This is a genomic window from Mesorhizobium sp. M0678 (assembly GCF_040320505.1).
GTDB lineage: Bacteria > Pseudomonadota > Alphaproteobacteria > Rhizobiales > Rhizobiaceae > Mesorhizobium.
Genome location: NZ_JAMYPT010000001.1, coordinates 636775 through 660258 on the forward strand (window position 1 = coordinate 636775; position 23484 = coordinate 660258).

The 23484-nt window shown below is 61.4% G+C and carries 26 protein-coding genes; 3 read left to right on the plus strand and 23 right to left on the minus strand.

All coding sequences use genetic code 11. The features are described from left to right. Positions 1–118: 118 nt before the first annotated feature. From NKI29_RS03170 to eno, 9 genes are all read right to left on the minus strand, one after another. Positions 119–376: a GlsB/YeaQ/YmgE family stress response membrane protein gene (locus NKI29_RS03170; RefSeq protein WP_023675081.1), complete on the minus strand. Its 258-nt coding sequence runs from the start codon at positions 374–376 to the stop codon at positions 119–121. 98 nt (positions 377–474) lie between these two features. After that, on the minus strand, positions 475–1920 hold the full coding sequence (gene lpdA, locus NKI29_RS03175) for a dihydrolipoyl dehydrogenase (protein ID WP_352568604.1): 1446 nt from the start codon (positions 1918–1920) through the stop codon (positions 475–477). 12 nt (positions 1921–1932) lie between these two features. Continuing rightward, entirely contained in the window at positions 1933–2571 is a 639-nt protein-coding gene (locus NKI29_RS03180; protein WP_352568603.1) for an SGNH/GDSL hydrolase family protein, read from the minus strand. Then, positions 2568–2987, minus strand: coding sequence for a hypothetical protein (locus NKI29_RS03185; protein ID WP_352568602.1), 420 nt, complete (start codon positions 2985–2987; stop codon positions 2568–2570). The genes NKI29_RS03180 and NKI29_RS03185 overlap by 4 nt, the downstream gene beginning before the upstream one ends. 17 nt (positions 2988–3004) lie before the next feature. Next, positions 3005–4381 (minus strand): pyruvate dehydrogenase complex dihydrolipoamide acetyltransferase, encoded by a 1377-nt coding sequence (locus tag NKI29_RS03190; RefSeq protein WP_352568601.1) that lies wholly within the window; start codon positions 4379–4381, stop codon positions 3005–3007. A gap of 18 nt (positions 4382–4399) precedes the next feature. Continuing rightward, positions 4400–5803, minus strand: a complete 1404-nt coding sequence (locus tag NKI29_RS03195; RefSeq protein WP_352795547.1) for a pyruvate dehydrogenase complex E1 component subunit beta — start codon at positions 5801–5803, stop codon at positions 4400–4402. Between the two features lie 15 nt (positions 5804–5818). After that, entirely contained in the window at positions 5819–6808 is a 990-nt protein-coding gene (gene pdhA / locus NKI29_RS03200) for a pyruvate dehydrogenase (acetyl-transferring) E1 component subunit alpha (RefSeq protein WP_245274631.1), read from the minus strand. A 222-nt stretch (positions 6809–7030) separates the two neighbouring features. Continuing rightward, positions 7031–7351 carry an FtsB family cell division protein gene (locus NKI29_RS03205; RefSeq protein ID WP_023675088.1) on the minus strand — a complete coding sequence of 107 codons (321 nt, stop codon included), beginning with the start codon at positions 7349–7351 and terminating at the stop codon, positions 7031–7033. Positions 7352–7485: 134 nt separating this feature from the next. Next, the gene (gene eno, locus NKI29_RS03210; protein WP_352795548.1) at positions 7486–8760 is read right to left on the minus strand and encodes a phosphopyruvate hydratase; all 1275 of its coding nucleotides are present in this window, start codon (positions 8758–8760) and stop codon (positions 7486–7488) included. 202 nt (positions 8761–8962) lie between these two features. Between eno and NKI29_RS03215 the strand changes: the two genes are divergently transcribed. Then, entirely contained in the window at positions 8963–9085 is a 123-nt protein-coding gene (locus NKI29_RS03215; RefSeq protein ID WP_084642452.1) for a hypothetical protein, read from the plus strand. Between the two features lie 76 nt (positions 9086–9161). On the opposite strand, the gene NKI29_RS03220 is transcribed toward NKI29_RS03215, so the two are convergent. The 7 genes from NKI29_RS03220 to NKI29_RS03250 form a co-directional block, all read right to left on the minus strand. Beyond that, on the minus strand, positions 9162–9527 hold the full coding sequence (locus tag NKI29_RS03220) for a PRC-barrel domain-containing protein (RefSeq protein ID WP_023675091.1): 366 nt from the start codon (positions 9525–9527) through the stop codon (positions 9162–9164). A 122-nt stretch (positions 9528–9649) separates the two neighbouring features. Then, positions 9650–10501, minus strand: coding sequence for a 3-deoxy-8-phosphooctulonate synthase (gene kdsA, locus NKI29_RS03225; RefSeq protein ID WP_031211318.1), 852 nt, complete (start codon positions 10499–10501; stop codon positions 9650–9652). Further along, positions 10498–11385, minus strand: a complete 888-nt coding sequence (locus tag NKI29_RS03230; protein ID WP_352795549.1) for a VOC family protein — start codon at positions 11383–11385, stop codon at positions 10498–10500. Before NKI29_RS03230 ends, kdsA begins: the two co-directional genes overlap by 4 nt. 96 nt (positions 11386–11481) lie before the next feature. Continuing rightward, entirely contained in the window at positions 11482–11769 is a 288-nt protein-coding gene (locus NKI29_RS03235) for a Dabb family protein (protein WP_352621726.1), read from the minus strand. A 103-nt stretch (positions 11770–11872) separates the two neighbouring features. Beyond that, positions 11873–12007: a hypothetical protein gene (locus NKI29_RS03240; RefSeq protein WP_292655342.1), complete on the minus strand. Its 135-nt coding sequence runs from the start codon at positions 12005–12007 to the stop codon at positions 11873–11875. Positions 12008–12374: 367 nt separating this feature from the next. Beyond that, a complete protein-coding gene (locus tag NKI29_RS03245; protein ID WP_352754731.1) occupies positions 12375–14354 on the minus strand; it encodes a bifunctional 2',3'-cyclic-nucleotide 2'-phosphodiesterase/3'-nucleotidase in 1980 nt (659 codons plus the stop codon). Between the two features lie 131 nt (positions 14355–14485). Next, complete coding sequence (locus tag NKI29_RS03250) at positions 14486–15751, minus strand: NAD(P)/FAD-dependent oxidoreductase (RefSeq protein WP_352698827.1); 1266 nt, start codon at positions 15749–15751, stop codon at positions 14486–14488. 180 nt (positions 15752–15931) lie between these two features. Here NKI29_RS03250 and NKI29_RS03255 point away from each other — a divergent pair, with 180 nt between their 5' ends. Continuing rightward, positions 15932–16588 (plus strand): 5-formyltetrahydrofolate cyclo-ligase, encoded by a 657-nt coding sequence (locus NKI29_RS03255; RefSeq protein WP_352568591.1) that lies wholly within the window; start codon positions 15932–15934, stop codon positions 16586–16588. Between the two features lie 13 nt (positions 16589–16601). Here the strand turns inward: NKI29_RS03255 and NKI29_RS03260 are convergent, their stop codons facing one another. Beyond that, positions 16602–17075 carry an Lrp/AsnC family transcriptional regulator gene (locus NKI29_RS03260; RefSeq protein ID WP_023675099.1) on the minus strand — a complete coding sequence of 158 codons (474 nt, stop codon included), beginning with the start codon at positions 17073–17075 and terminating at the stop codon, positions 16602–16604. A gap of 157 nt (positions 17076–17232) precedes the next feature. Here NKI29_RS03260 and ald point away from each other — a divergent pair, with 157 nt between their 5' ends. Beyond that, complete coding sequence (gene ald, locus NKI29_RS03265; RefSeq protein ID WP_023675100.1) at positions 17233–18348, plus strand: alanine dehydrogenase; 1116 nt, start codon at positions 17233–17235, stop codon at positions 18346–18348. Between the two features lie 248 nt (positions 18349–18596). Here the strand turns inward: ald and NKI29_RS03270 are convergent, their stop codons facing one another. The 6 genes from NKI29_RS03270 to NKI29_RS03295 all read right to left on the minus strand — a co-directional run bounded on the left by NKI29_RS03270 (position 18597) and on the right by NKI29_RS03295 (position 23331). Beyond that, entirely contained in the window at positions 18597–19064 is a 468-nt protein-coding gene (locus tag NKI29_RS03270) for a DUF1203 domain-containing protein (RefSeq protein WP_352457506.1), read from the minus strand. A 76-nt stretch (positions 19065–19140) separates the two neighbouring features. Beyond that, positions 19141–19947, minus strand: a complete 807-nt coding sequence (dapB, locus tag NKI29_RS03275; protein ID WP_352568589.1) for a 4-hydroxy-tetrahydrodipicolinate reductase — start codon at positions 19945–19947, stop codon at positions 19141–19143. Between the two features lie 150 nt (positions 19948–20097). Then, positions 20098–20661, minus strand: coding sequence for a GNAT family N-acetyltransferase (locus NKI29_RS03280; protein WP_352448953.1), 564 nt, complete (start codon positions 20659–20661; stop codon positions 20098–20100). Between the two features lie 5 nt (positions 20662–20666). After that, complete coding sequence (gene sseA, locus NKI29_RS03285; protein ID WP_023675104.1) at positions 20667–21518, minus strand: 3-mercaptopyruvate sulfurtransferase; 852 nt, start codon at positions 21516–21518, stop codon at positions 20667–20669. A gap of 35 nt (positions 21519–21553) precedes the next feature. After that, on the minus strand, positions 21554–22297 hold the full coding sequence (locus NKI29_RS03290; protein WP_023675105.1) for an alanyl-tRNA editing protein: 744 nt from the start codon (positions 22295–22297) through the stop codon (positions 21554–21556). Continuing rightward, on the minus strand, positions 22297–23331 hold the full coding sequence (locus NKI29_RS03295; protein WP_023675106.1) for a cysteine synthase A: 1035 nt from the start codon (positions 23329–23331) through the stop codon (positions 22297–22299). Before NKI29_RS03295 ends, NKI29_RS03290 begins: the two co-directional genes overlap by 1 nt. Positions 23332–23484: the final 153 nt, after the last annotated feature.

A 23484-nucleotide genomic window follows, 5' to 3' on the forward strand; every position in this document is an offset into this window, starting at 1 on the left:
CAAGCGCTTGTCCAGCGCTCGCTCTACCCACGTCATCTAGGACTTTTCGGCGAAAAGAAAAAGGCCGCGATCACGCATGCCGCGGTGGCCTTTTTCGCATAGCAAGTGCCGACAGAGGTTAGCGGCGTACCAGTCGTCCGACCGCAATCAGAATGCAGGCACCGATGAAGCCGGTGATCAGATAGGCGATCCAGCCGACGCCGAAGATGCCGATGTTCAGGGCCTGCAAGATGGCATTCAACACGATTGCGCCGACAATGCCGAGAACGATGTTCATGAGGATGCCGGTATTGCTCTTCATGACCATCTCGGCGAGCCATCCCGCCAGGCCGCCGATGATGATGGCTGCAACCCAGCCCACGCCGTTCATTTCCATATGCCCTCTCCTTGTATGATGGATGATGCCTGCGAAACGAATTGCTCTGCCGTCGAGTTCCTTTGTGTCTTCCGTGTGAGACTCGCCCAACTAATTTATCATGCATTCAGTGCGCGGCCATAGGCGTCGAGTACACTCTCCTTCATCATCTCCGACAGCGTCGGGTGCGGGAAGATCGTGTGCATCAGCTCTTCCTCGGTGGTCTCCAGATTCATCGCCACGACGAAGCCCTGGATCAGTTCGGTTACTTCTGCGCCGACCATGTGGGCACCCAGCAACTGGCCGGTCTTCTTGTCGAAAATGGTCTTGACGAAGCCTTGGTCCTCGCCGAGCGCAATCGCCTTGCCGTTTGCGGCGAACTGGAAGCGGCCGACGCGGATGTCCTTGCCATCGGCGTTCGCTTTGGCTTCCGTCAGTCCGACCGAGGCGACTTGCGGATTGCAATAGGTGCAGCCCGGGATCTTCAGCTTGTCAATGGCATGCACGCCGGGGAAATTGGCGATCTTTTCCACGCACACCACGCCCTCATGCTCGGCCTTGTGGGCGAGCATCGGCGGTCCGGCGACATCGCCGATGGCATAGATGCCGGGCACGTTGGTCTTGCCGTAGCCGTCGACGACGACGCAGCCGCGTTCGGTCTTCACGCCGAGCGCCTCGAGGCCGAGATTCTCGATGTTGCCCTGTACGCCGACGGCCGAGATCATGCGGTCGGCGGTGATCTTCTCGACCTTGCCGTCCTTCATCTCGACATGCGCGGTGACCGAGTTAGTGCCCTTCTCGACCTTGGTCACCTTGGCTTCTAAGATGATCTTCATGCCCTGCTTCTCGAACTGCTTCTGCGCGAATTTCGAGACCTCGGCGTCCTCGACCGGCATCACAGCCGGCAGCAGTTCGACCACCGTCACCTCGGCGCCCATGGTGCGGTAGAACGAGGCGAACTCGATGCCGATGGCGCCCGAGCCCATCACCAGCAGCGATTTCGGCATCTCTTTCGGCACCATCGCCTCGAAATAGGTCCAGATCAACTTGCCGTCAGGCTCGATGCCGGGCAGCGCGCGCGGCCTGGCGCCGGTCGCCAGGATGATGTGCTTGGCGCTATAGGTGCCCTCGCCCTTGACGCCCTTGGGCGCCGGCGGCTGCGGCTCCATCGGCTTCTTCGACGATTTCGACACGACGATCTCGCCAGGTTTGGTCAGCTTGGCTTCGCCCCAGATGACGTCGACCTTGTTCTTCTTCATCAGGAAGCCGACGCCGCCGTTGAGCCGCAGCGAGACCTTTCGCGAGCGATCGACGACGGCGGCTGTGTCAACGCTGACCTTGCCGTCAATCTTCAGGCCATAGTCCTTCAGATGATCCGAATAGTGCATGATCTCGGCGGAGCGCAGCAGCGCTTTGGTCGGAATGCAGCCCCAGTTGAGGCAGATGCCGCCCAAGTGCTCGCGCTCGACAATCGCCGTCTTGAAGCCAAGCTGCGCCGAACGCACTGCAGTGACATAGCCGCCGGGGCCAGAGCCGATGATGATGACGTCGTAGTTCTCAGCCACGGCTTTCTCCCTTCATAATTCCAACATGACGCGCACGAGCGGCGCCAGCGCTTGCCCGACGTTCCGCGTGTTTTCCGCGTCGAGGTGGACGCCGTCGAGTGGCGTCGTTTTGGCCACCCTGCCCGCATCGAAGAAGCCGCAGCCGGCCTCGTCGGCGAGGGCGGAATATTGCGGCGCCAGCCGCTTTGACGCGTCATCGCCGCCGGCGAACATTTCCTTGAACTCGGCGTTTTCCGTGCGGCTGACTACGGGCGGCGCGACGATCAGGATCTGCGGCGCCGGCCAATCGAACGGGTAATCGTGACCGCGCACGATATCGATCAGGCGTTGCATGCCTTGCTTGGCCGCGACAGGATTGCCGTGAACCCACGGCTTCATATCGTTCGCGCCGAGCATGATGATGATTAAGTCGATCGGCGCATGCGTCGTCAGGATTGTTGGCAGCAGCCTTGCGCCATTGCGGTCCGCCCCGGCCAAATGATCGTCGAAGGCGGTGGTTCGGCCATTCAGGCCTTCGGCGATGACCTCGACGCCGCTGCCCAATGCCGCCTGCATCACGCTCGGCCAGCGACCTTCCAGCGGGTGCCGGCCAAGGCCTGCCGCGTCATAGCCCCAGGTAAGCGAATCGCCGTAGCAGAGGACCGTCTTCATGTGCCTGCCCCGCCGAAATCTGGTTGCGAGCGCCCCAATCGCCAGCGCACGAAAAGCCACTGGACCAGCACCGTAGCGATGCCCGGCAGGACCAGACCGGCGACGATGGGAAGATCGCTCGACCACTGGCGCTTGCCCGGCGGCTGGGAGAAAGTCCAGCCGGTCAGGGCAACTCCAATGAGCACAAAAAATCCTAACCCTATGATCGCCGTCAGTTTTGTTGCCCGTTGTGGGTCCGGCATGAATTGTGTGATGAAGAACGCGAGCGTCGCGAGGATGGTGACGAGAGCCGAGATCATGAATACAAGGATGTACTCTACGTCGGCATTGGTGGCGACGGCGAGCCACTGCGTCACCAATCCGCCCGCCAACCCGGAAAGAAAGAAGGCAAAAAGGCTGGTGAAGAATTTCCGCACCGCCCTGTTCCCCTCTCTTAGACCAGCATGCCCATCGGATTTTCGATCATACGCTTGAAGGCGACGAGCAGCTCGGCGCCGAGCGCACCGTCGACTGCGCGGTGATCGGTCGACAGCGTCACCGACATGATTGTTGCGATCTTGATCTCGCCGTTCTTTACCACTGCGCGTTGCTCGCCGGCGCCGACCGCCAGGATCGTCGCATGCGGCGGGTTGATGACGGCGGAAAAATCCTTGATGCCGAACATGCCGAGATTGGACACCGCCGTGGTGCCGCCCTGATATTCTTCCGGCTTCAGCTTGCGACTGCGGGCGCGGCCGGCAAGATCCTTCATCTCGTTGGAGATGACGGACATCGTCTTTTCCTCAGCACGCCGGATGATCGGGGTGATCAGGCCGCCGGGGATCGAAACGGCAACGCCGACATCGGCGTGCTTGTGCTTGATCATGGCGTTTTCTGTCCACGACGCATTGGCATCCGGAACCGCCATCAGCGCCATGGCAAGAGCCTTGATGACCATGTCGTTGACCGACAGCTTGTAGGCCGGCGTTTCGCCCTTCTCGGTCTTCTTCACCGGCGCGGCCGCATTGATCTGCGTGCGGAGCGCCAGAAGTGCGTCGAGCTCGCAGTCGAGCGTCAGATAGAAATGCGGGATGGTGGTCTTGGCCTCGACCAGCCGCCTCGCAATGGTCTTGCGCATATTGTCGTGCGGGATCAGCTCGTAGGAGCCTTCGGCAAACAGTTTGAGCACCTGCTCGTCCGACATCGCCTTGGGTGCTGCGGCCGCAGGTGCCGGAGCGCCGGCGGGCGCCGCTTTTGCCGCTGGTGCCGCCTTGGCGCCGCCACTGGAAATTGCGGCATCGACATCGGCCTTGACGACGCGGCCATGCGGGCCGGTGCCTGTCAGCACCGCGACATCGACGCCGGCTTCCTTGGCAATGCGTCGTGCCAGCGGCGAGGCGAAGATGCGCTCACCGTTGACATGGCCGTTGGCGGCCGGCGCCGCTTCCGCCTTAGCTGCAGGTGCGGCAGGCTCCTGCTTCGGCGCTTCGGGCTTTGGTGTTTCAGCTTTGGAGACGTCCGCTTTCGGAGCCTCAGCCTTTGCCGGTGCAGCGCCGTCACCGCTTTTCGCGGCAGAAGCAGCATCCTCGCCCTCGGCCGCCAGCACCGCGATCAGCGCATTGACCTTGACGCCTTCAGTGCCCGCTGGAACCACCAGCTTGGCGACCGTGCCTTCGTCGACGGCTTCGACTTCCATCGTTGCCTTGTCGGTCTCGATCTCGGCAATCACGTCGCCCGGCGAGACCTTGTCGCCTTCCTTGACCAGCCACTTGGAAAGGCTGCCTTCTTCCATCGTGGGCGAAAGCGCCGGCATGGTGATGTTGATCGGCATTTTGTCCTCCCGCCCTGCTCAGCGATACGTGACGGCTTTGACCGCCTCGACGACCTCGCCGACATTGGGCAGCGCCAGCTTTTCGAGGTTCGCCGCATAGGGCATCGGCACGTCCTTGCCGGCAATGGTAATGACCGGTGCATCGAGGAAATCGAAGGCGCGCTGCGAGACCTGATTGGCGATATGGTCGCCGACCGAGTTCTGCGGAAAGCCTTCCTCGACCACCACCAGGCGATTGGTCTTCTTGACCGAGGCGATGATCGTGTCGAAGTCGAGCGGGCGGATGGTGCGCAAGTCGATGATCTCGGCATCGATGCCCATGCCGCGCAACTCCGCCTCCGCCTTGAGCGCGTAGGTCATGCCGATGCCGAACGAGACGATGGTCACGTCCTTGCCGGATTTGTGAATGCGCGCCTTGCCGATCGGCAACACGAAATCATCTATCTTCGGCACGTCGAAGGAGTGGCCGTAAAGGATTTCGTTTTCGAGGAAGATGACCGGGTTCGGATCGCGGATCGCCGCCTTGAGCAGACCCTTGGCGTCGGCGGCGGTATAAGGCATCACCACCTTCAAGCCGGGAATATGGCTGTACCAGGCGGCATAGCACTGCGAATGCTGCGCGGCGACGCGGGCAGCAGCGCCGTTCGGGCCGCGAAAGACGATCGGGGCGCCCATCTGGCCGCCGGACATATAGAGCGTCTTGGCGGCTGAATTGATGATCTGGTCGATCGCCTGCATGGCGAAGTTGAAGGTCATGAATTCGACGATCGGCTTCAGGCCGGCCATCGCCGCGCCAACACCAACGCCGGCAAAGCCGTGCTCGGTGATCGGCGTGTCGACCACGCGTCTCGGACCGAATTCCTGCAACAGGCCTTGTGTGATCTTGTAGGCGCCCTGGTACTCGGCGACTTCCTCGCCCATGACGAAGACGTCGCCGTCGCGGCGCATTTCCTCCGCCATTGCGTCGCGCAAGGCTTCACGCACTGTGGTCGAGACCATTTCGGTGCCGGCCGGGATGTCCGGATCGGCGGCAATTTCCAACCTGGGCGCAGCGGCGACAGGTGCTGCCGCTTCGCTCTTGGCCGCAGCAGCCGCGGGGGCCGGAGCGGCCGCGGGCGCTTCCGCTTGCGCCTCAATAGCCTCCTCGCCGATACCTTCGCCTGCCTCGTCGATGTCTTCGCCATCGACGGCCAGCACAGCGATCAGCGTGTTGACTTTGACACCTTCGGTGCCGGCAGGAACCACGATCTTGGCAAGCGTGCCGTCGTCCACGGCTTCGACTTCCATCGTTGCCTTGTCCGTCTCTATCTCGGCAATGGCGTCACCCGCCGCGACCTTGTCGCCCTCTTTCTTCAACCACTTGGAAACATTACCCTCTTCCATGGTCGGCGAGAGGGCGGGCATGAGAATTTCGATCGGCATGTCCTTGCCCTCTCGTTAAAGTACGATGTCGGTCCAGAGCTCGGACGGATCCGGCTCCGCGTCGTTCTGGGCAAATTCTGCGGCATCGGCGACAACGTCGCGGACTTCCTTGTCGATGGCCTTGAGCTCGTCCTCGCTTGCCCATTTCTTGTCGAGCAGCCGCGCTTTGACCTGTTCGATCGGGTCACGTTCGGAGCGCATTTTCTGCACTTCTTCCTTGGAGCGGTATTTTGCCGGATCCGACATCGAATGGCCGCGGTAACGATAGGTCTGCATTTCGAGAATGAGCGGCCCGTTGCCGGCGCGGCACCATTCGGCGGCGAGGTCGCCGGCTGCCTTTACAGCGCGCACATCCATGCCGTCGACCTGGATGCCTGGAATCTTGAAGGATGCGCCGCGGTGCGAGAAATCCGTCTCGGCCGATGAGCGCGAGACCGAGGTGCCCATGGCGTAGCGGTTGTTCTCGATGATGTAGATCACCGGAAGCTTCCACAGCGAGGCCATGTTGAAGCTTTCGTAGACCTGGCCCTGGTTCGCCGCGCCATCGCCGAAATAGGTCAGCGTCACATTGTTGTTGCCGCGATAGCGGTTGGCGAAGGCAATGCCGGTGCCGAGCGACACTTGCGCGCCGACGATGCCGTGGCCGCCGTAAAAATGCTTCTCCTTGGAGAACATGTGCATGGAGCCGCCCTTGCCTCTCGACAGGCCGCTACGGCGCCCGGTCAGTTCGGCCATGACGCCGCGCGGTGACAACTCCATGGCCAGCATATGACCATGGTCGCGATAGGCGGTGATCATCTGGTCGCCGTCGATCAGCGCCATCTTCATGCCGGTAACGACCGCTTCCTGGCCGATGTAGAGGTGGCAGAAACCGCCGATGAAGCCCATGCCGTAAAGCTGGCCGGCCTTTTCCTCGAAGCGGCGGATGAGCAGCATGTGCCGGTAGGCGGCAAGCTCCTGGTCTTTGGTGAATTCAACAGGCTTCGGGGTGGAAAGGCCCGGCATCTTGCCGTCTAATTTGGATTTGGCAGGCGCTTTTCTGGTGGCGGTGGCCATGCATCACTCCCTGTTGGCGTCTCTTGGCGGACAGCGAGGGAGATCAGTTCTCCCACCAATTTGAGGCAGGCTAACATGCAGGGAAGGCTTTCGCCATGCCGAAAACGCATGGCTGTCATGCATCTAAGCAATTAAAATCATTGCAAATATCGCTGATTAACTGAGATCAGGTTATCTTGCGACCGGCAGCATGATGGTGATCTCGTCGGCGTGGGACAGATTAAGCGCCTTGCGCGCCTGCTCGTCCAGCATGTCCTTCTCCAGCGTGCCCTCATGCATCAGCTGAACGCGGCGCTCGAGATCGATCCGGCGCGCCCTGACGGCATCGAGCCTGCCCTGCAATTCGGCAGTCTCGGCTTCGAGCTGATACTTGGAATAGATGCCGAACTCGCCATGATAGGCATGGAAACCGAAATAAGTCAGGAACACCACGCAGAGCGAGGGGATGATCAGCCGGCCGGTGTTTCTTTGCTTGTGCTGGCGTGTCCACATGGTCCGAATCCTCTACGCCGCCTTTGTCGCCCGATTGTGCTTAATGGACGGTTACAGCCTGTTGGATTCAGAGCCTGGAAGCAAAAAAGGGCGGGAATGTCCCCGCCCTCGTCGCCACGGATTTTCTCTCGAAATCAGCTTTTCACGATCGACTTGCCGGCATATCGCGCCTGCTTGCCGAGCTCCTCCTCAATGCGGATGAGCTGGTTGTACTTGGCCATGCGATCCGAGCGCGACAGCGAGCCCGTCTTGATCTGCCCGCAATTGGTGGCAACGGCGAGATCGGCGATGGTCGAATCCTCGGTCTCGCCCGAGCGGTGCGACATCACCGCGGTATAGCCGGCCTTGTGCGCGGTCTCGACGGCGTCGAGCGTTTCGGTAAGCGAGCCGATCTGGTTGACCTTGACCAGGATCGAATTGGCGACACCCATGCGGATGCCGTCGCGCAGCCGCGCCGAGTTGGTGACGAACAGATCGTCGCCAACCAGCTGCGTTTGCTTGCCGATGAGATCAGTCAGTATTTTCCAGCCGTCCCAGTCATCCTCGGCCAGGCCGTCCTCAATGGTGATGATCGGGTAGTCGGCAGCGAGTTTGGCTAGATATTTGGCCTGCGCCTTCGGGTCGCGGGTTTTCCTCTCGCCTTCATAGACGTAGTTGCCATCCTTGAAGAATTCGGTCGCCGCGCAGTCGAGGCCTAGCGCAACCTCCTCGCCGGGCTTGAAGCCAGCCTGCTCGATCGATTCCATGATGAAGTCGAGCGCGGCCGGCGCGCCCTTCAGGTTGGGGGCAAAGCCGCCCTCGTCGCCGACATTGGTGTTATGGCCGGCGTCCTTCAGCTTCTTTCGCAGCGTATGAAAGATCTCCGAGCCCCAGCGCACGCCGTCGCGTAGCGTCGGCGCGCCGATCGGGAGGATCATGAATTCCTGGAAATCGATCGGGTTGTCGGCATGCGCGCCGCCATTGATGATGTTCATCATAGGCACCGGCAGCACATGGGCCTTGGTGCCGCCGACATAACGATAGAGCGGCAGGTCGGCCGCTTCGGCCGCGGCCTTGGCCACAGCCAGCGACACGCCGAGGATGGCATTGGCGCCGAGCCGGCTCTTGTTGGGCGTACCATCGAGCTCGATCATGGTCTGGTCGATATGGATCTGATTCTCTGCCTCCATGCCGCCGATCGCCTCGAACAGCTCGCCGTTCACCGCCTCGACCGCCGTGAGCACGCCCTTGCCGAGATAGCGGGGGCCGCCATCGCGCAGTTCGACCGCCTCATGCGCGCCGGTCGAGGCGCCGGACGGCACCGCGGCGCGACCCATCGAGCCGTCTTCGAGCACGATGTCGACCTCGACGGTCGGATTTCCGCGGCTGTCCAGGATTTCACGCCCGACAATGTCGATGATGGCCGTCATTGCGATGTCCCCGATTGATCGATTGAAGCGTCGCGCACCTCTTAGCCAAAGCGCCGCAAAACGCAATCGGGGCACTTGCAAATATTGCCCGTGCGCTACGGATTCACGAAGCACGAAGCGCTGTCATCATTTGTCATACGCGGCATGCCGGTTTCTGGTTTATGGCTGTTGTCGCGCGGGGCGAAACAGGAGGAGTTTCGCCATGTCCCAGTTGAGCGGTATTGTGAGTTTGTTCCTGATCGCGGCTGCGTTCCTGACGTCGTGCGACAATCAGCAACCCCCGCAGGGATCGTCGCCTTTGCCGGCCCTGCAGATTGCGCAGTAGCATCCCGCCACATCGAAGGCCCCCGATTTCCCGGGGGCCTTTTTGATTCCAGGAGACTTAGTCAGTGCCAGCAAGGTCAGTGCCAGTAAGGCTCGACCTTGTAGTAGTTGTATGAGGCGTCACGCGCGGCCTCGCCGTCGGCGCCGGTCAGCTCGTTGATCGAATAGGAAGGAGCGGCCATCAGCTGGTCTTTGGTGAACGGCACGACATAGCCGCCCTTGTTCTCATCATAGTCAAGGCTCGCCCACGGAATGGCGTGGTATTTCTCGCCGATGCCGAGAAATCCGCCAAAACCGATCACGGCAAACATGATTCCGTTCGACAGTTTGTCGAGCATGACATCCTCGATGTCGCCGATATGAGTGCCTTCCGTATTGTAGACCGATGTGCCGATAACCCGCGAAGCGGCGATGGCTTCGGTGTGTCCCGTCTGGGTCGTCATGGTGTGCTCCTCGTCGTCGTTGACATTAGATTTTGACAATGAGGGCCGCGGGCTAAGGTTCCAGGCGGGTTCGAAATTCTTCAAAGTTTTCTTGGCGGCGCTGCTGTGGCGCAACTGCTGGTTCAACCCACGCTTTTGGCAATGCGATCGAACGCCATCAGCCGTTCAAGCAATGCGGGAAGATCCTTTAGCGGCACCATGTTGGGACCGTCGGAAGGCGCGTTGTCGGGGTCCTGGTGCGTCTCGATGAAGACGCCGGCGACGCCAACCGCGACGGCCGCGCGCGCCAGCGTCTCGACAAAGCGCCGGTCGCCTCCGGACGAACCGCCCTGCCCACCCGGCTGCTGCACGGAATGGGTGGCATCGAAAATCACCGGCGCGCCGATCTCGGCCATGATCGGCAGCGCCCGCATGTCGGACACCAGGGTGTTGTAACCAAAGGATGCGCCGCGCTCGGTGACCAAGACATTGGCGTTGCCGGAGCCGATGATTTTGGCGACGACGTTCTTCATGTCCCACGGCGCGAGGAATTGCCCCTTCTTCACATTCACCACCTTGCCGGTTCTTGCCGCAGCGATCAGCAAATCGGTCTGGCGGCTGAGGAAGGCAGGAATCTGCAGGATATCGGCATGCGGAGCGACGATCGCGCATTGTTCCTCAGTGTGGACGTCAGTCAGGATCGGCAGCGAAAAATTGTTGCGCAAGTCGTCGAAGATCGGCATTGCCGCTTCAAGTCCCGCACCGCGCGTGCCGCCAAGCGATGTGCGATTGGCCTTGTCGTAGCTGGTCTTGTAGACGAGCCCGATTCCGAGCCGTTCCGTCAATTCCTTCAGTGCACCGGCCATGTCGAACGCGTGCTGCCGCGATTCCAGCTGGCATGGACCGGCGATCAGCGACAGGGGCGCGCTGTTGCCGAAAATGACCTTGCCGATCGCAACGGAAGAATTTGGCATCAGAGGATTGAGATTGTTCATGCGATCTCCCGGAAAATGAAGGCTGCGCCCTGCCCTGGCGCCGGCGGCACGATGATATCACCGCCGCGCATGTGGTGTTCGACGGAATTGGCTGCAAGCAGCTTGGCGACGGTGTCGCCGTGCCTAACCGAAAAGACGATCCCAGCAAAGCGGAGTTCAGATGGCGCGCCGGCAGGAATGCCGAAGCGTGCCGAATAGGCTGCAGGATCCAGAACGGTCACGACGGCATTCGGCAGCTCATAGACAGTGCCGCCGCCCTGCGCCTTGATCCCAGCCGCGATCGAAATCACATTGCGTTGTTCGAAGGGTTCGCCACTGGCTGCCACGATTTCGACAATGCCGGTTGCGCCATTAGCGTGGGCCTGCGACGCAGTGCGGTCGACGTTCGGCGCATTGATCCGCTCGCAGGCGAAGAGAAAAGCGTCCGTTGCCTTGCCTGTAGCCGCGAAGGCCAGTTTGAACGATGCGGTGTCGCTCTTTCCCGTCGCATCGGTGAAGGCGCGCGAAAAGCTTAGCGCGTCTCCCGCCGACAGACCGGCTTCCATGTAGCGCGCGTGGTCCGCGGCGGCGCTTTCGGTGCCCAGCGCCACGGCAGAAAATCCTTCATCGCCGTTTTCTTCGCGATACGTGCGATCACGCACGACAAAGACATTGCGGTTCGAGATCGCCGTTGCCGCGGCCTGCCGGTCAGCGACCGCGAGCGGCTCGAGATAGGTGCCGTCGGTGAGGAAGACACAGCAGTTTTCCGTTCCGAAAGGGTGGATACCTGTCGGCGCAACGGTAAAGCCGAGCGAGGTCAAGCGCGCCCGCGCAACATCGAGGCTCGCTGTCGGCAGCACCAGGTGATCGAGCGGATGAGGCCTTGCGGGGGTGTTCTCGGTCATGTCCCGCGCGATGTGCCTCATTCCTGAAAATGGTTCAAGGGCTTGGCCGACGTCTCAGCGGCAAGACCACCTCAGCCCGTAGGGGACGGCGGCTCGTCAACTTGCAACGATGTCGGCCGAATAACGCAATTCGCGCAGAGGTTTGACCCGGCTGGTCGTCTCTGCATAGAGCGGATGCGCCTTGTAGGCGGCGAGCGCCGCTTCGTCCTCGAACTCGGCGTAGACGACCACATCGATCTCATCCGAGAGCGGGTCGACCTTGGTGTTGAGCGTTACCTCGAAATGACGCGAATGAGGTATCTTGCCAAGCGCCAGGAGGCCCGTGCGCACTGCCTCGACATCCACTTTACGCCGTGCGCTGAAGAAAACGATATGCCGGATCAACCCAGCCTCCTCGACCGTTGGACCGGCGTTCTTTTGTGTCAGCGGGAGCGTGCCGTCAATCGGCAGGTTTGTCGCGTCTGCGAACCGTAGCAGCGAAGAGAAACTACACCATGCTGGTTACATAGTGCACGATGCGGGTCACCTCCCTGACCGTCCTGTCGAGGTAGCGGCCTTGGTTGTAAATGCCGTCCCAGATCAGGAAAAAGGTGACGGTCGTGATGACGATGACATAACGCATGACTAAAACTAGCGCATATGGACGGTTGCAACCATAGCGATTCCGGCCCTGCTGGGACTCTCCCCGAATTTAACGGCCTTTGGTCTGTCCGCTGCGATGCTTGCTGGCCAGAATGGCGCTACCGCTGCAGGGCGCCTTGGAAAGATAACCCCGCTCGGCTTCGACGACCGCTTCCCGCCTCGATCGACCAACTGCCACACGATTATTCCGGTGGGATTTCGACGGACGCGCTGGATCTGGTCATGCCTGCCGTCAAGCGGCGTTTCGCACCACCTGCTTGAAGAGGCCCCCTGTCTCAAACGGATTGGCCGTATCGGCACACTGTCTTAACCCTGAGACAGTTGGAGCCGACGCTCAAATCCTCGCCTCAAAGAGTGATGCGGTACTTGGAAAACCCCGCTTCGCCCTCGCCCGCCGGCTCGATCTTCAGCGACTTCACTTGCGCAATAAACTCTCTCGCCTTGGCGCCGGTCTCGAACACGACGCTGGTTTCCGGCAGCGGCGCAAACGACCAGTTAGCATCCGCCGACGGGTTGATGGTGCCTTCGCTGACGATATAGCGCACGATCACGTCGCGGTTGGTGTCGGGCGCTTCGTAGATGATCTTCGAGGCATTGATCTCCGGGAAATTGCCCCCGCCGCCGGCTCGGTAGTTGTTGGTGGCGACGACGAATTTCCGCATGGGGCCAATTGGTTTGCCGTCGAACATCAAGTCAATGATGCGGGTCGAGCCAGCATTCACCAGCCCGCCCTTCGAATCATATTTCGGTGGCTGCGACAGATCGATCTTGTATGTGACGCCGTCGATCACGTCGAAATTATAAGACGGGAAGTCGGTGTTGATGAGCGCCTGGTCGGCTTTGCCCGGTTCGATCCGGTTGAAGATGCCGGCCGACATTTCCAGCCATTCCTTCACCTCTGCCCCGGTGATTTCGACGGCGCGCACCGTGTTTGGATAGAGGTAGAGGTCGGCGACGTTCTTGATGGCGATATCGCCCACCGGCACGTCGGTGTAATAGTCGGCGCCGTTGCGCCCGCCCGCCTTGAACGGTGCCGCCGCCGACAACAGCGGCATATCCTTCCACTCTGTGTTCTTCAGGATGTCCTTCAAGTACCAGGTCTGCGCCTGGCTGACGATCTGCACCGATGGATCGTCGGCGACCAGCGCAAAATAGGAATAGAGCGGCGCCGAGGTTTTGCCGACCGGCCGGCGCACATAGGCAAGCGTCGCCTCGTGGTCCTGTTTGAGCGCGTCGACGATGCGCTGGTCGTCCGCGACGGTCGGCTTGTTCGTCTTGTCGACCCGCTCAAAAATCGGCCTGGCCTCAGAGGTCGTCGAAACGATTTTCCACGTCGATCCGTCGCGCTCCAGCAACAGATCGATCAGCCCCATGTGCGAGCCCCAGAAGCCGGCCATGACGGCGGGCTTGCCTTGCAATGTGCCTTTCGCCGTATCGACGGCGTCCAGCGACTGAAAGTCCTTCTTGCCGGGGAAGACCAGATGCTGGTGGCCGGTGAACACCGCATCGATACCTTCGACACCGGCAACGAAGAAGGAGGCATTCTCCATCATGTCGCTTTGCTTCACATCGATGCCGGAATGGGAGAGCGCAATGACGATGTCGGCGCCTTCTTCCTTCATTTGCGGCACCCACGCCTTGGCCGCCTCGACGATGTCGCGCGTCTTGACGCTGCCCTCGAGATTTTTCAGGTCCCAGACCATGATCTGCGGCGGCACGAAGCCGATGATGCCGATCCTGATCGGTTGCTCGGTGCCCGACCCGTCTTTGATGTTCCTTTCGAGGATGACGTAAGGCTTGAGATAAAGCTTGTCGTCGCGCGGGTTCGCGGCGAGCTCCGTGCCGCGGATCAGGTTCGCGCAGACAAACGGGAAATTGGCACCGGCCAGCACCTTGTCCATGAACGACAGGCCATAGTTGAACTCGTGGTTGCCGAGCGTCGAGCATTCGTAGCCGAGCAGGTTCATGCCCTTCATGACCGGATGCAGATCGCCATCCTTCATCCCCCTCTCGTAGGCGATGTAGTCGCCCATCGGGTTGCCTTGCAGAAGGTCGCCATTATCGATCAGCATCGCGTTGGTTGCTTCCTTGCGCACGGCTTCAATCAACGATGCCGTTCGCGATAGCCCCATCGTGTCGTTAGCTTTGTCGGCGTAATAGTCGTAAGGCAGCACATTCACGTGGATGTCGGTCGTCTCCATAATCCTCAGATGCGCCTGATTGGCTTGAGCCCGGGCGGAGAACGGGTGCAGCATGATCAGCGCTCCGCTGGCGGCAACGCCGGCGAGGAAATCGCGGCGTGAGACGAGGTGGCGCAATTGGGACATTCGTTCTCTCTTCCTTCCACGACGTGACAAGTCCTGCCCGAAGCAAAGCTTCGCGCCGAAATCCAGCCGAGTCCAGAAGCCGATTCCATCAAGAGGAGGTGACGCGCCGATGAATGTCCGGCAGCGAACAATCAGCCCTTATCGTCGTCGCCCTGGGTGATCAGCCGCGCGCTGCGCTGACCGGTGAAGTAGATCCATAGCCAACTCAGGGAAACCGCAAGCCGGTTACGAAAGCCGATCAGGAAGTAAATATGCGCCAAGCCCCATAGCCACCAGGCAAGCCGGCCGGTAAGCTTGATCCAGCCGAAATCGATGGCCGCCGCGCGCTTGCCGATCGTCGCCAAATCGCCGTCATGCCTGTAGCTGAAAGGACGCGGTGTCGCGTCACCGGCAAGCCTTGCCTTGATCGCCGTGGCGACGTGCCGTCCCTGCTGCTTGGCGGCGGGCGCGACGCCCGGCACCAGCCGGCCATCCGGTCGCAGGACGTGCGCTACGTCACCGATGACGAAAATCTCCGGGTTTCCCGGTACAGTGAGGTCGGGCTCGACAAGCACCCTGCCCGCGCGGTCCGCTGCCGCGCCGAGCCATTCGGCGGCCGGCGAAGCGGCGACGCCCGCCGCCCACAGGATTGTCCTAGCCGGCAAATGCCTGTCGCCGAAGACGACACCCTCGGCATCGCAGCGCGTAACCGCCCGGCCGAGTTCGACGGTCACGCCGAGCCGTTCGAGCGCCTTCATTGCATAATCGGAGAGTTCCGGCGCGAAATTGGCAAGAACGCGGTCGCCGGCCTCAATCAGCGCCACACGCGTCTGCCGCGTGTCGATGTTGCGGAACTCGCCGCGCAGCGTGTCATGCGCCAGTTCGGCAATGGTGCCGGCCAATTCCACGCCGGTCGGCCCGCCGCCGACGATCGCCAGCGTCAGCAGTGCCTGGCGCTTGGCGGGATCGGTTTCCCGCTCGGCCTGCTCGAAAGCCAAAAGAATACGCCGTCGAATGGTGGTGGCGTCCTCCAGTGTCTTCAGGCCCGGCGCGAACGGCTCCCATTCGTCATGGCCGAAATAGGCGTGCCGCGCACCGGTGGCCAGCACCAGCGTGTCGTAGGCGACCGTGCCGCCGTCCTGCAGCAGCACCCGCTTGCCGGTGCGGTCGATGCCAGTCACGGTGGCAAGCAGCGTCGTCACGTCCTTGCGCCTGCGCAGGAGATGGCGGATCGGCCAAGCCACTTCGGAGGTGGCCAGGGCCGTCGTCGCCACCTGGTAGAGCAGCGGCTGAAAAAGGTGATGATTGCGCCTGTCGATCATGGTGATGCGCACCGGCGCGCCGGCAAGTGCGCGGGTGAATTCGAGGCCGCCGAAACCGGCGCCTACGACGACGACGTGATGGTTGGCTATGTTCATCTCACTCATCCCTCTCGCCAAGGCTGATGTAAGTATCCTTGTGCAGTGCAGCAATGCCTGCGCTGCAACTGCCTGGGACTCGTCTCTTGATGTCGTGAATACGCATGCTGCAGACTCATTCCCGGATATAGCTTACGTCCCGGATACGACTTGGTCGGAACAGTATATTGCAGGTGAAGCATGGCTAGGAATGAAGATGAAGACTCAGCGCAGTACGCCTCGCCGCCTTGTTTTATGCACGAGCTTGATCCGGAGTTCCAAGCGCCGCTATCCGACTGGACCGACGTAAGGCGCTGGCGCAAGGCCGAGCGCGAGCGGTTGATCGTATCCCGCCTTGCCGTTTCGGCCGACACGCGCGCAGCCATGTCGCAGCGCATTGCCGAAGGGCTCGACGCGGTGATCGGCGACATCGCCGGCCGCATGGTCAGCCTCTATTGGCCGTTTCGCGGCGAGCCGGACCTGCGCCCGTGGATGGAAACCGTTAACGCGCGGGGCGGGCGCACGGCGTTGCCCGTCGTTGTCGAGAAAGACCGGCCGCTTGTCTTTCGCGCCTATACCCACGGAGACCGGCTGGAGAAGGGCGTCTGGAATATCCCGATACCGGCTGACGGCGATCCGGTGTTACCCGACATCGTCATTTCGCCGATTGTCGGCATCGATCCTGGGCAGTTTCGCCTGGGTTATGGCGGCGGCTTCTTCGATCGCACGCTTGCCGCGATGCCCTTCAAACCGCTGGTCATCGGCGTCGGCTACGAACTGCAGCGCATCGTCACCATCTACCCGCAGCCGCACGACATTCCGATGGACCGTGTGGTGACCGAGGCAGTCAAGGACTAGGCGAGTTCGGGGCCTAGGCGAGTTCAGGCTTCATTCCCACGGCCGTGCGATCGACGATTTCGCGCAAGGCAAAAGACGAATTGATCTTCGTCACATGCGGCATTGCCGACAGCCACTCCTTGTGGATACGTTCGTAGTCGACGAGATCCTTTGCCGCGATGCGCAGGATGTAGTCATATTCGCCCGACATCAAATGGCAGGACAGGACGTTCGGGCAGCGCTTTATCGCTGCCTCAAAATCCGACAACGTCTTCTCGAATTGCCCGGACAGCGATATATGCACGATCGCCGTCATCTGGTGCCCAAGCGCAGCGTTGGACAGCCGGGCATGATAGCCGCGGATGGTTCCGGATTTCTCCAGATTGTCCAGCCGCCGCGAACAGGCCGACTGCGACAGGCCAACCTTCTCGGCGAGCGCTGCGTTGGGTATCCGCCCGTCTTTCTGCAACGTCTCGAGAATGGCGATATCAATCCTGTCGAGCGGCATTTTTGCGGGTTCCTGCGAGAATTCTAATGTTTTGCGCAACGATTATCGAACAGTGGCCTCTCTGGCAAGCGCATTCGCAAACACTTACCGAACGATTCGTGGTTCACTATCTCTAGACAGGGAACAGGTCCTAAAAGGGCCGGATCAGGAGAAAAAGATGCGCGTCGGTTGCCCCCGGGAAATCAAGAACCATGAATACCGCGTCGGCCTGACACCGGGTTCGGTCCGTGAATATGTCGCGCATGGCCATGAAGTGCTGATCGAGACCGGCGCCGGCGCCGGCATCGGCGCCGATGACAACGCGTATCGCGCCGCCGGCGCCACGATTGCCAAAACGGCCGCCGACGTTTTTGCCAAGTCTGACATGATCGTGAAGGTCAAGGAGCCGCAGCCCAACGAATGGGTTCAGCTCCGCGACGGCCAGATCCTCTATACCTATCTGCATCTTGCCCCGGATCCGGAGCAGACCAAGGGCCTGCTGGCCTCCGGCGTGACCGCGATAGCCTACGAGACGGTCACCGACGAGCGCGGCGGTCTGCCGCTGCTAGCACCGATGTCGGAAGTCGCCGGCCGCCTGTCGATCCAGGCGGGCGCAACGGCGCTGCAAAAGGCCAATGGTGGCCGCGGCGTGCTACTTGGCGGCGTGCCCGGCGTGCTCCCCGGCAAGGTCACTGTGCTCGGCGGCGGCGTCGTCGGCCTGCATGCTGCACGGATGGCCGCCGGCCTTGGCGCCGACGTCACCATCATTGACCGCTCGATCCCGCGCCTGCGTCAGCTCGACGACATCTTTGGCGGCCGCGTCCACACCCGCTACTCGACCGTCGAGGCGCTGGAGGAAGAATGTTTTTCGGCTGACATCGTCGTCGGCGCCGTGCTGATCCCGGGGGCAGCAGCGCCAAAGCTGGTGACGCGCGAAATGCTGTCGGGCATGAAGAAAGGCGCCGTGCTGGTCGACGTCGCCATCGACCAGGGCGGCTGCTTCGAGACCTCGCACGCCACCACCCATGCCGAGCCGACCTATGAGGTCGATGGCGTCATCCACTATTGCGTCGCCAACATGCCGGGTGCGGTGCCGGTCACCTCGGCCCACGCGCTCAATAATGCGACGCTGCATTATGGCCTGCAGCTCGCCGACAAGGGCCTCAAGGCGCTGGTAGACGACCACCATCTGCGCAACGGGCTGAACGTCCACAAGGGCAAGATCACGAATCGCGCAGTGGCCGAAGCGCTCGGTTACGACCTGGTCGAGCCGAAGGCCGTTCTCGCCGCCTGAGCTGTCCGAATCTGCCTCTCCAGTGCCCGTCGGATTCGTCCGACGGGTTTTTTCTTATGTCGAAAAACTGAAAAGTGTCGGGCGCGCGGAATAACCGGACAACAAAAAAGTGGAGCCAAAGCCCCGCTTCCTCGGTTGTCGAAAATTCCCGCCGGTTCATCCGCGGTCGGCAAATCGATCGACAGTGTGTTTCTACCGCTTGTATGCGACGGGAGTACGACAGTCCCAAGCCGGTGCAGCCTGTCCGGTTACGCGCGGTCGATCCGGCACTGATAGCAATTGTTGCGCGCCGAGCGGATGTGGACGTAAGCGATGTCGTCGCGTTCGAACAACGTCTCTGCCCGTGCGGCAATTGCGTCGGTCGGAATGACGCCGCCGCTGCCGTAAACGATGCGGTCGTCCTTGCCATAACCACGCACAATGTAATCGCTGCTTTCGAGCATTTCGGGAAGCATTTTCCCCTCGGCGGCGCGTTCGCATTCTTTCGCATGCAGAAAGATCGGCCCCGTTTCGGCATAAGGCTGCAGCTCCGGAAAAGGCCGATAGGCCAAAACAAGATAGGCTTCTCCCACAGCAATATTTTTCAAGCAATGACGGCAAGGCACGCCGTCGCCATCCGAAATTTGCCGCTCTGGCTTCAAGCCATAAGCATCCGGCCCGCCGCGCTGAAGTGCCCGGACAGCATTGGTTGGCAAGGCTTTGAATTTTAGCGTCATGGCAAAATCTCCGGTGTCGTCGACCGGAATTATGCTCGCAAGACAGAGCTTCCCACCCGATTCCTGCCGAAATGGATCAATCCATCAGCGCGTCGAGACCACGAACCAGACCTTTGACCTGCTGTACCCGTCTGATGGCGAGCAGCGTGCCCGCCACGTAAGGCGCCGCGGACGAGCCGGCGTCGTGGCGTATGGTCAGCCGCTCGTCTGGCAGACCGAACAGCGCCTCGCAGGACAGGATGTAGGACGGCAGGCGAAGCGCGTGCACTTGCACCCCCTCGCCTGCGCCGACCGCACCACCGCGTGTGGCCGGCACGCCGGAGACCTCGGAGACCGGCTTTGCCGTTGAGGCCTTGCGGATGTCGGCCAGCGCTTCAGCAAGCTCTCGTGCGGTTCCGGAGGGCGCGTCGGGCTTCTTTGCACTAGCATAATCGATGACCTCGACATCCGGCACGTATTTTGCCGCCATAAGTGCAAACCGCTTCATCAGCGTGGCGGTGATGGAAAAGTTGCCAGCGGCAACAACGCCGACGCCATTGGCGCGCGCCGCGGCGTCGATCTCGGCATAGTCGGCAGCTCCCAGTCCCGACGTGCCGATCACCGTGTGCCGTCCGTTGTCGATGGCGAGCAGCACATGGTCTTTCACGACATGCGGCTTGGTGAAGTCGACCAGCACGTCCGACGGCGCCTCCAGCGCCTCGGCCAGCGAGGCCGAAACGGCAATACCATTAGCCGGCATACCAACCAGCAGACCGGAATCCTGCCCCGCGCCGCTGCGTGATACAGCCCCGGCCAGCGCCATGTCGCCTTGCGCCCCGATCGCCGGAACCAGCGCTTTGCCGACCCAGCCGGTCGCGCCGGCCATTACCACGCGTATTGCCATCGTGCGATCCTCCATCACCCATCGGTTTTTAGACGATAGCGATATGGAAAGAGCCAAGCTCATTCAAGTCGGGCTCGCCTTTGAGTGTTGATCCAGAGACTCTGGGACATTGCAAAGACAAGCTGAAGCTCGGATGAACGGGCCTGAAAATCAGGGCCGCATGACGCTGGCCGCGCGCTCGGCAAAAGACATCGGATGTACGACCTCCTTTTTTTGCGCCACTGGCGTAAAGCCGAGTTTTTGATAGAGCGGCAGTGCTGCTGGGTGATCGAGGGTGCAGGTCTGCACCGTCACCCGCTTTGGCCCGTGCGACCAGGCTGCGGCGATTGCCGCACCGAGGAACCAGCGGCCGATGCCTTGCCCGGTCGCGTGCTCCATCATTCCGAAATAAGCGAGTTCCACTTCCTCCGGCAAATGCGGCTTGAGGTCGAAGAAGCCGGCCGGCGCACCATCCAGATAAAGCACCCTGATGTCGCGGTCCTCGCGGTGGATGCCCGCCGCAAGCTCCTCGTCGCTCAGCCTCAAAACATTGACCCAGTGCCATTTGCGGCCGACCCGATCCATCAAATAGCGGTAGAAATGCAGGGGAATGTCTTTGGTCTTGAGCAGCGCGATCTGGCGGTTGTACGGCAGCGGCGGCGAATAGGCAGGCGGCACATGCATTTCGAGAAACGTCACGGTGACATCGATGTCTTCCAGCGATCCGTCTTCCATCACCGTCAGTCCTTGCCCGTCACGACAGGCGTGTCGGAAAGCCCGCCCCATTCGGTCCATGAACCGTCATAAAGCCTGTTGTCGGCATGGCCAAGCGTCTCCAAAGCTAGCGTGACGGCTGCCGCGGTGACGCCCGACCCGCAGGAGGTGACGACCGGCTTCGACAGGTCGATGCCGGCTCCTTCGATCACTTTGCGCAGCCTGTCCTTCGGCAACAATTCGCCGTTTTCCGAAAGCGCCGAAAACGGCACGTTGTGCGCGCCCGGCATATGGCCGGAGCGGATGCCGGGGCGCGGCTCCGGCTCGGTGCCGGCAAAACGGCCAGGCGAGCGCGCGTCGGCGATCTGGCTCTCCCCCGTCTCGACGATCCGGCGCATGTCGGCAAGGCTGGCGACGCGGGCGGCATCGAAGTTGGCATAAAACACGCAAGGCGCGATCTTCGTCGGCTCCGCAGTCACCGGCCGTCCGGCGGCTTTCCAACGATCGAAGCCGCCGTCGAGTATATAGACCTGGAACACGCCCATGACGCGAAACAACCACCAGGCGCGCGGTGCAGAAAAGAACCCTGGCCCGTCATAGACAACAATCGTGTCATCGGCCGAAATACCCATCGCGCCGACATATTGCGCGAAATGCTGCGGCGACGGCAGCGTGTGCGGCAGAGCCGCGTCGGGGTCCGAAACCGCATCCTGGTCGAGGAAGCGGGCGCCTGGAATATGCGCTACGTCGTACTCGGCGCGCGCGTCACGCTTTTGCGCCGGCAGATACCAGGACGCGTCGACAATCGTCAGGCCGGGTTCGCCGAGCCGCTTCTGTAACCAATCGGCATCGATGGTGAAAGGACTGTCGTCGGCCATCTTTTCTCTCCTGTCCCGTCCGTCGCAGTCCTATATCAGGCTGGCGGCATAGGACCAAAGCGAATGCGGAAGCGCCGGTTCTCGCGGCCCTTCTTCTCGATCTTGCCGATATGGATCTCGCCGATTTCGCTGGTGCTCTTTACATGGGTGCCGCCGCAAGGCTGGCTGTCGATCGAAGCGTTCTCGCCGATGCAGACCAATCGGATCCTTCCCGTGCCGGCCGGGGGCCGCACATTCTTGGATTTCACCAAGCCCGGATTGGATGCCAGTTCCTCGTCGGAAATGAGCCGGGTGAAGATCGGGTGGTCGGCTCGCACCAGCTCCATCAGTCTGGCCGTCACGTCTTCCTTGGTAAAGCCGGCGTCCGGGATGTCGAAATCGATACGGCTGTCGTCCTCGGAAACCGCGGCGCCGGTGATCGGGAACGGACAGACGACGGTAAGCAGGTGGCAGGCAGAATGCATGCGCATCAGCAACTGCCGCCGCGGCCAGTCGATGGCGAGCCTCATGCGCTCGCCCACCTTTGGAACTGCCTGCTCCGGCGCCGGCACATGGATGATCTCGTCCTTGGTTTCGCCGGTGATCGTAGCGGCAATCGCTATGCCGGTGCCGTCGGCGCGTTCGAGGCTGCCGGTGTCGCCCGGCTGCCCGCCCGATGTGGCGTAAAACACCGTCCGGTCCAGAATGATGCCGCCGCGATCATTGACTGCGACGACGGTGGCGTCGGCCGTCCCCAGATAGGCGTCGTCACGAAACAGCGCTTCGGTCTTGTGCGCCATCACGCAACCCTTTCGAACGGTACCGAAATCGTGCTCTGTTGCTCCATCCAGCCCGGCACCGGCAGCTTCTTTTCGCGCAGGAATTCAGGATTGAACAGCTTCGACTGGTAGCGCGTGCCGTAGTCGCAAAGCATGGTCACGATGGTGTGGCCGGGGCCTAGCTCGCGCGCCAGGCGAATGGCGCCGGCAATGTTGATGCCCGTCGAACCGCCAACGCAAAGCCCCTCCTCCTGGATCAGGTCGAATACGATCGGCAGCGCGTCCTCGTCGGGGATCTGGAAGGCAAAATCGGGTGTAAAGCCTTGGAGGTTGGCGGTGATCCGCCCCTGCCCGATGCCTTCGGTGATCGAACTGCCCTCGGATTTCAGTTCGCCGCTGGTGTAGAAGGAATAGAGCGCTGCCCCCAGCGGATCGGCCAGCGCGATCTTGACCTGGTTGTTTTTGGCCTTCAGCCCGAAACCGACGCCTGCCAGAGTGCCGCCGGAACCGACCGCCGACACGAAACCATCCACCTTGCCGTCGGTCTGGTTCCAGATTTCTTCGGCCGTGGTGCGGATATGGCCGTCACGGTTGGCGACATTGTCGAACTGGTTGGCCCAGATCGCGCCATTCGGCTCGCTCTTCGCCATCTGCTCGGCCAGCCGGCCCGACAGCTTCACGTAGTTGTTCGGGTTCTTGTAAGGCACGGCGGGCACTTCGATCAGCTCGGCGCCGAGCAGTTTGATTGTATCCTTCTTCTCCTGGCTCTGGGTGTCGGGAATGACGATCACCGTGCGGTAGCCGAGCGCCTTGGCAACCAGTGTCAATCCGATGCCGGTATTTCCGGCCGTCCCCTCGACGATGACGCCGCCGGGCCGCAGCAGCCCGCGCTGCTCCGCATCGCGGATGATAAACAGGCCGGCGCGGTCCTTTACCGACTGCCCGGGATTCATGAATTCGGCCTTGCCCAGGATCTCGCAGCCGGTTGCTTCCGAGGCCTTGTTGAGGCGGATCAGGGGCGTGTTGCCGATCACGTCGATCACAGAACGGGGCATGGAGATTCCTTTGTGGGTGCGGCGAAACCCTAGAAACCCGAAGCTTCGGTTTCAAGGCAAGAATTTGCCTGGTCCAGTCGCATTTCGCACACTGCAATTCCTGCAGCCAGGAGCGCCCTACCGGTATTCATTTCAACCATGTACCGAAAAGCA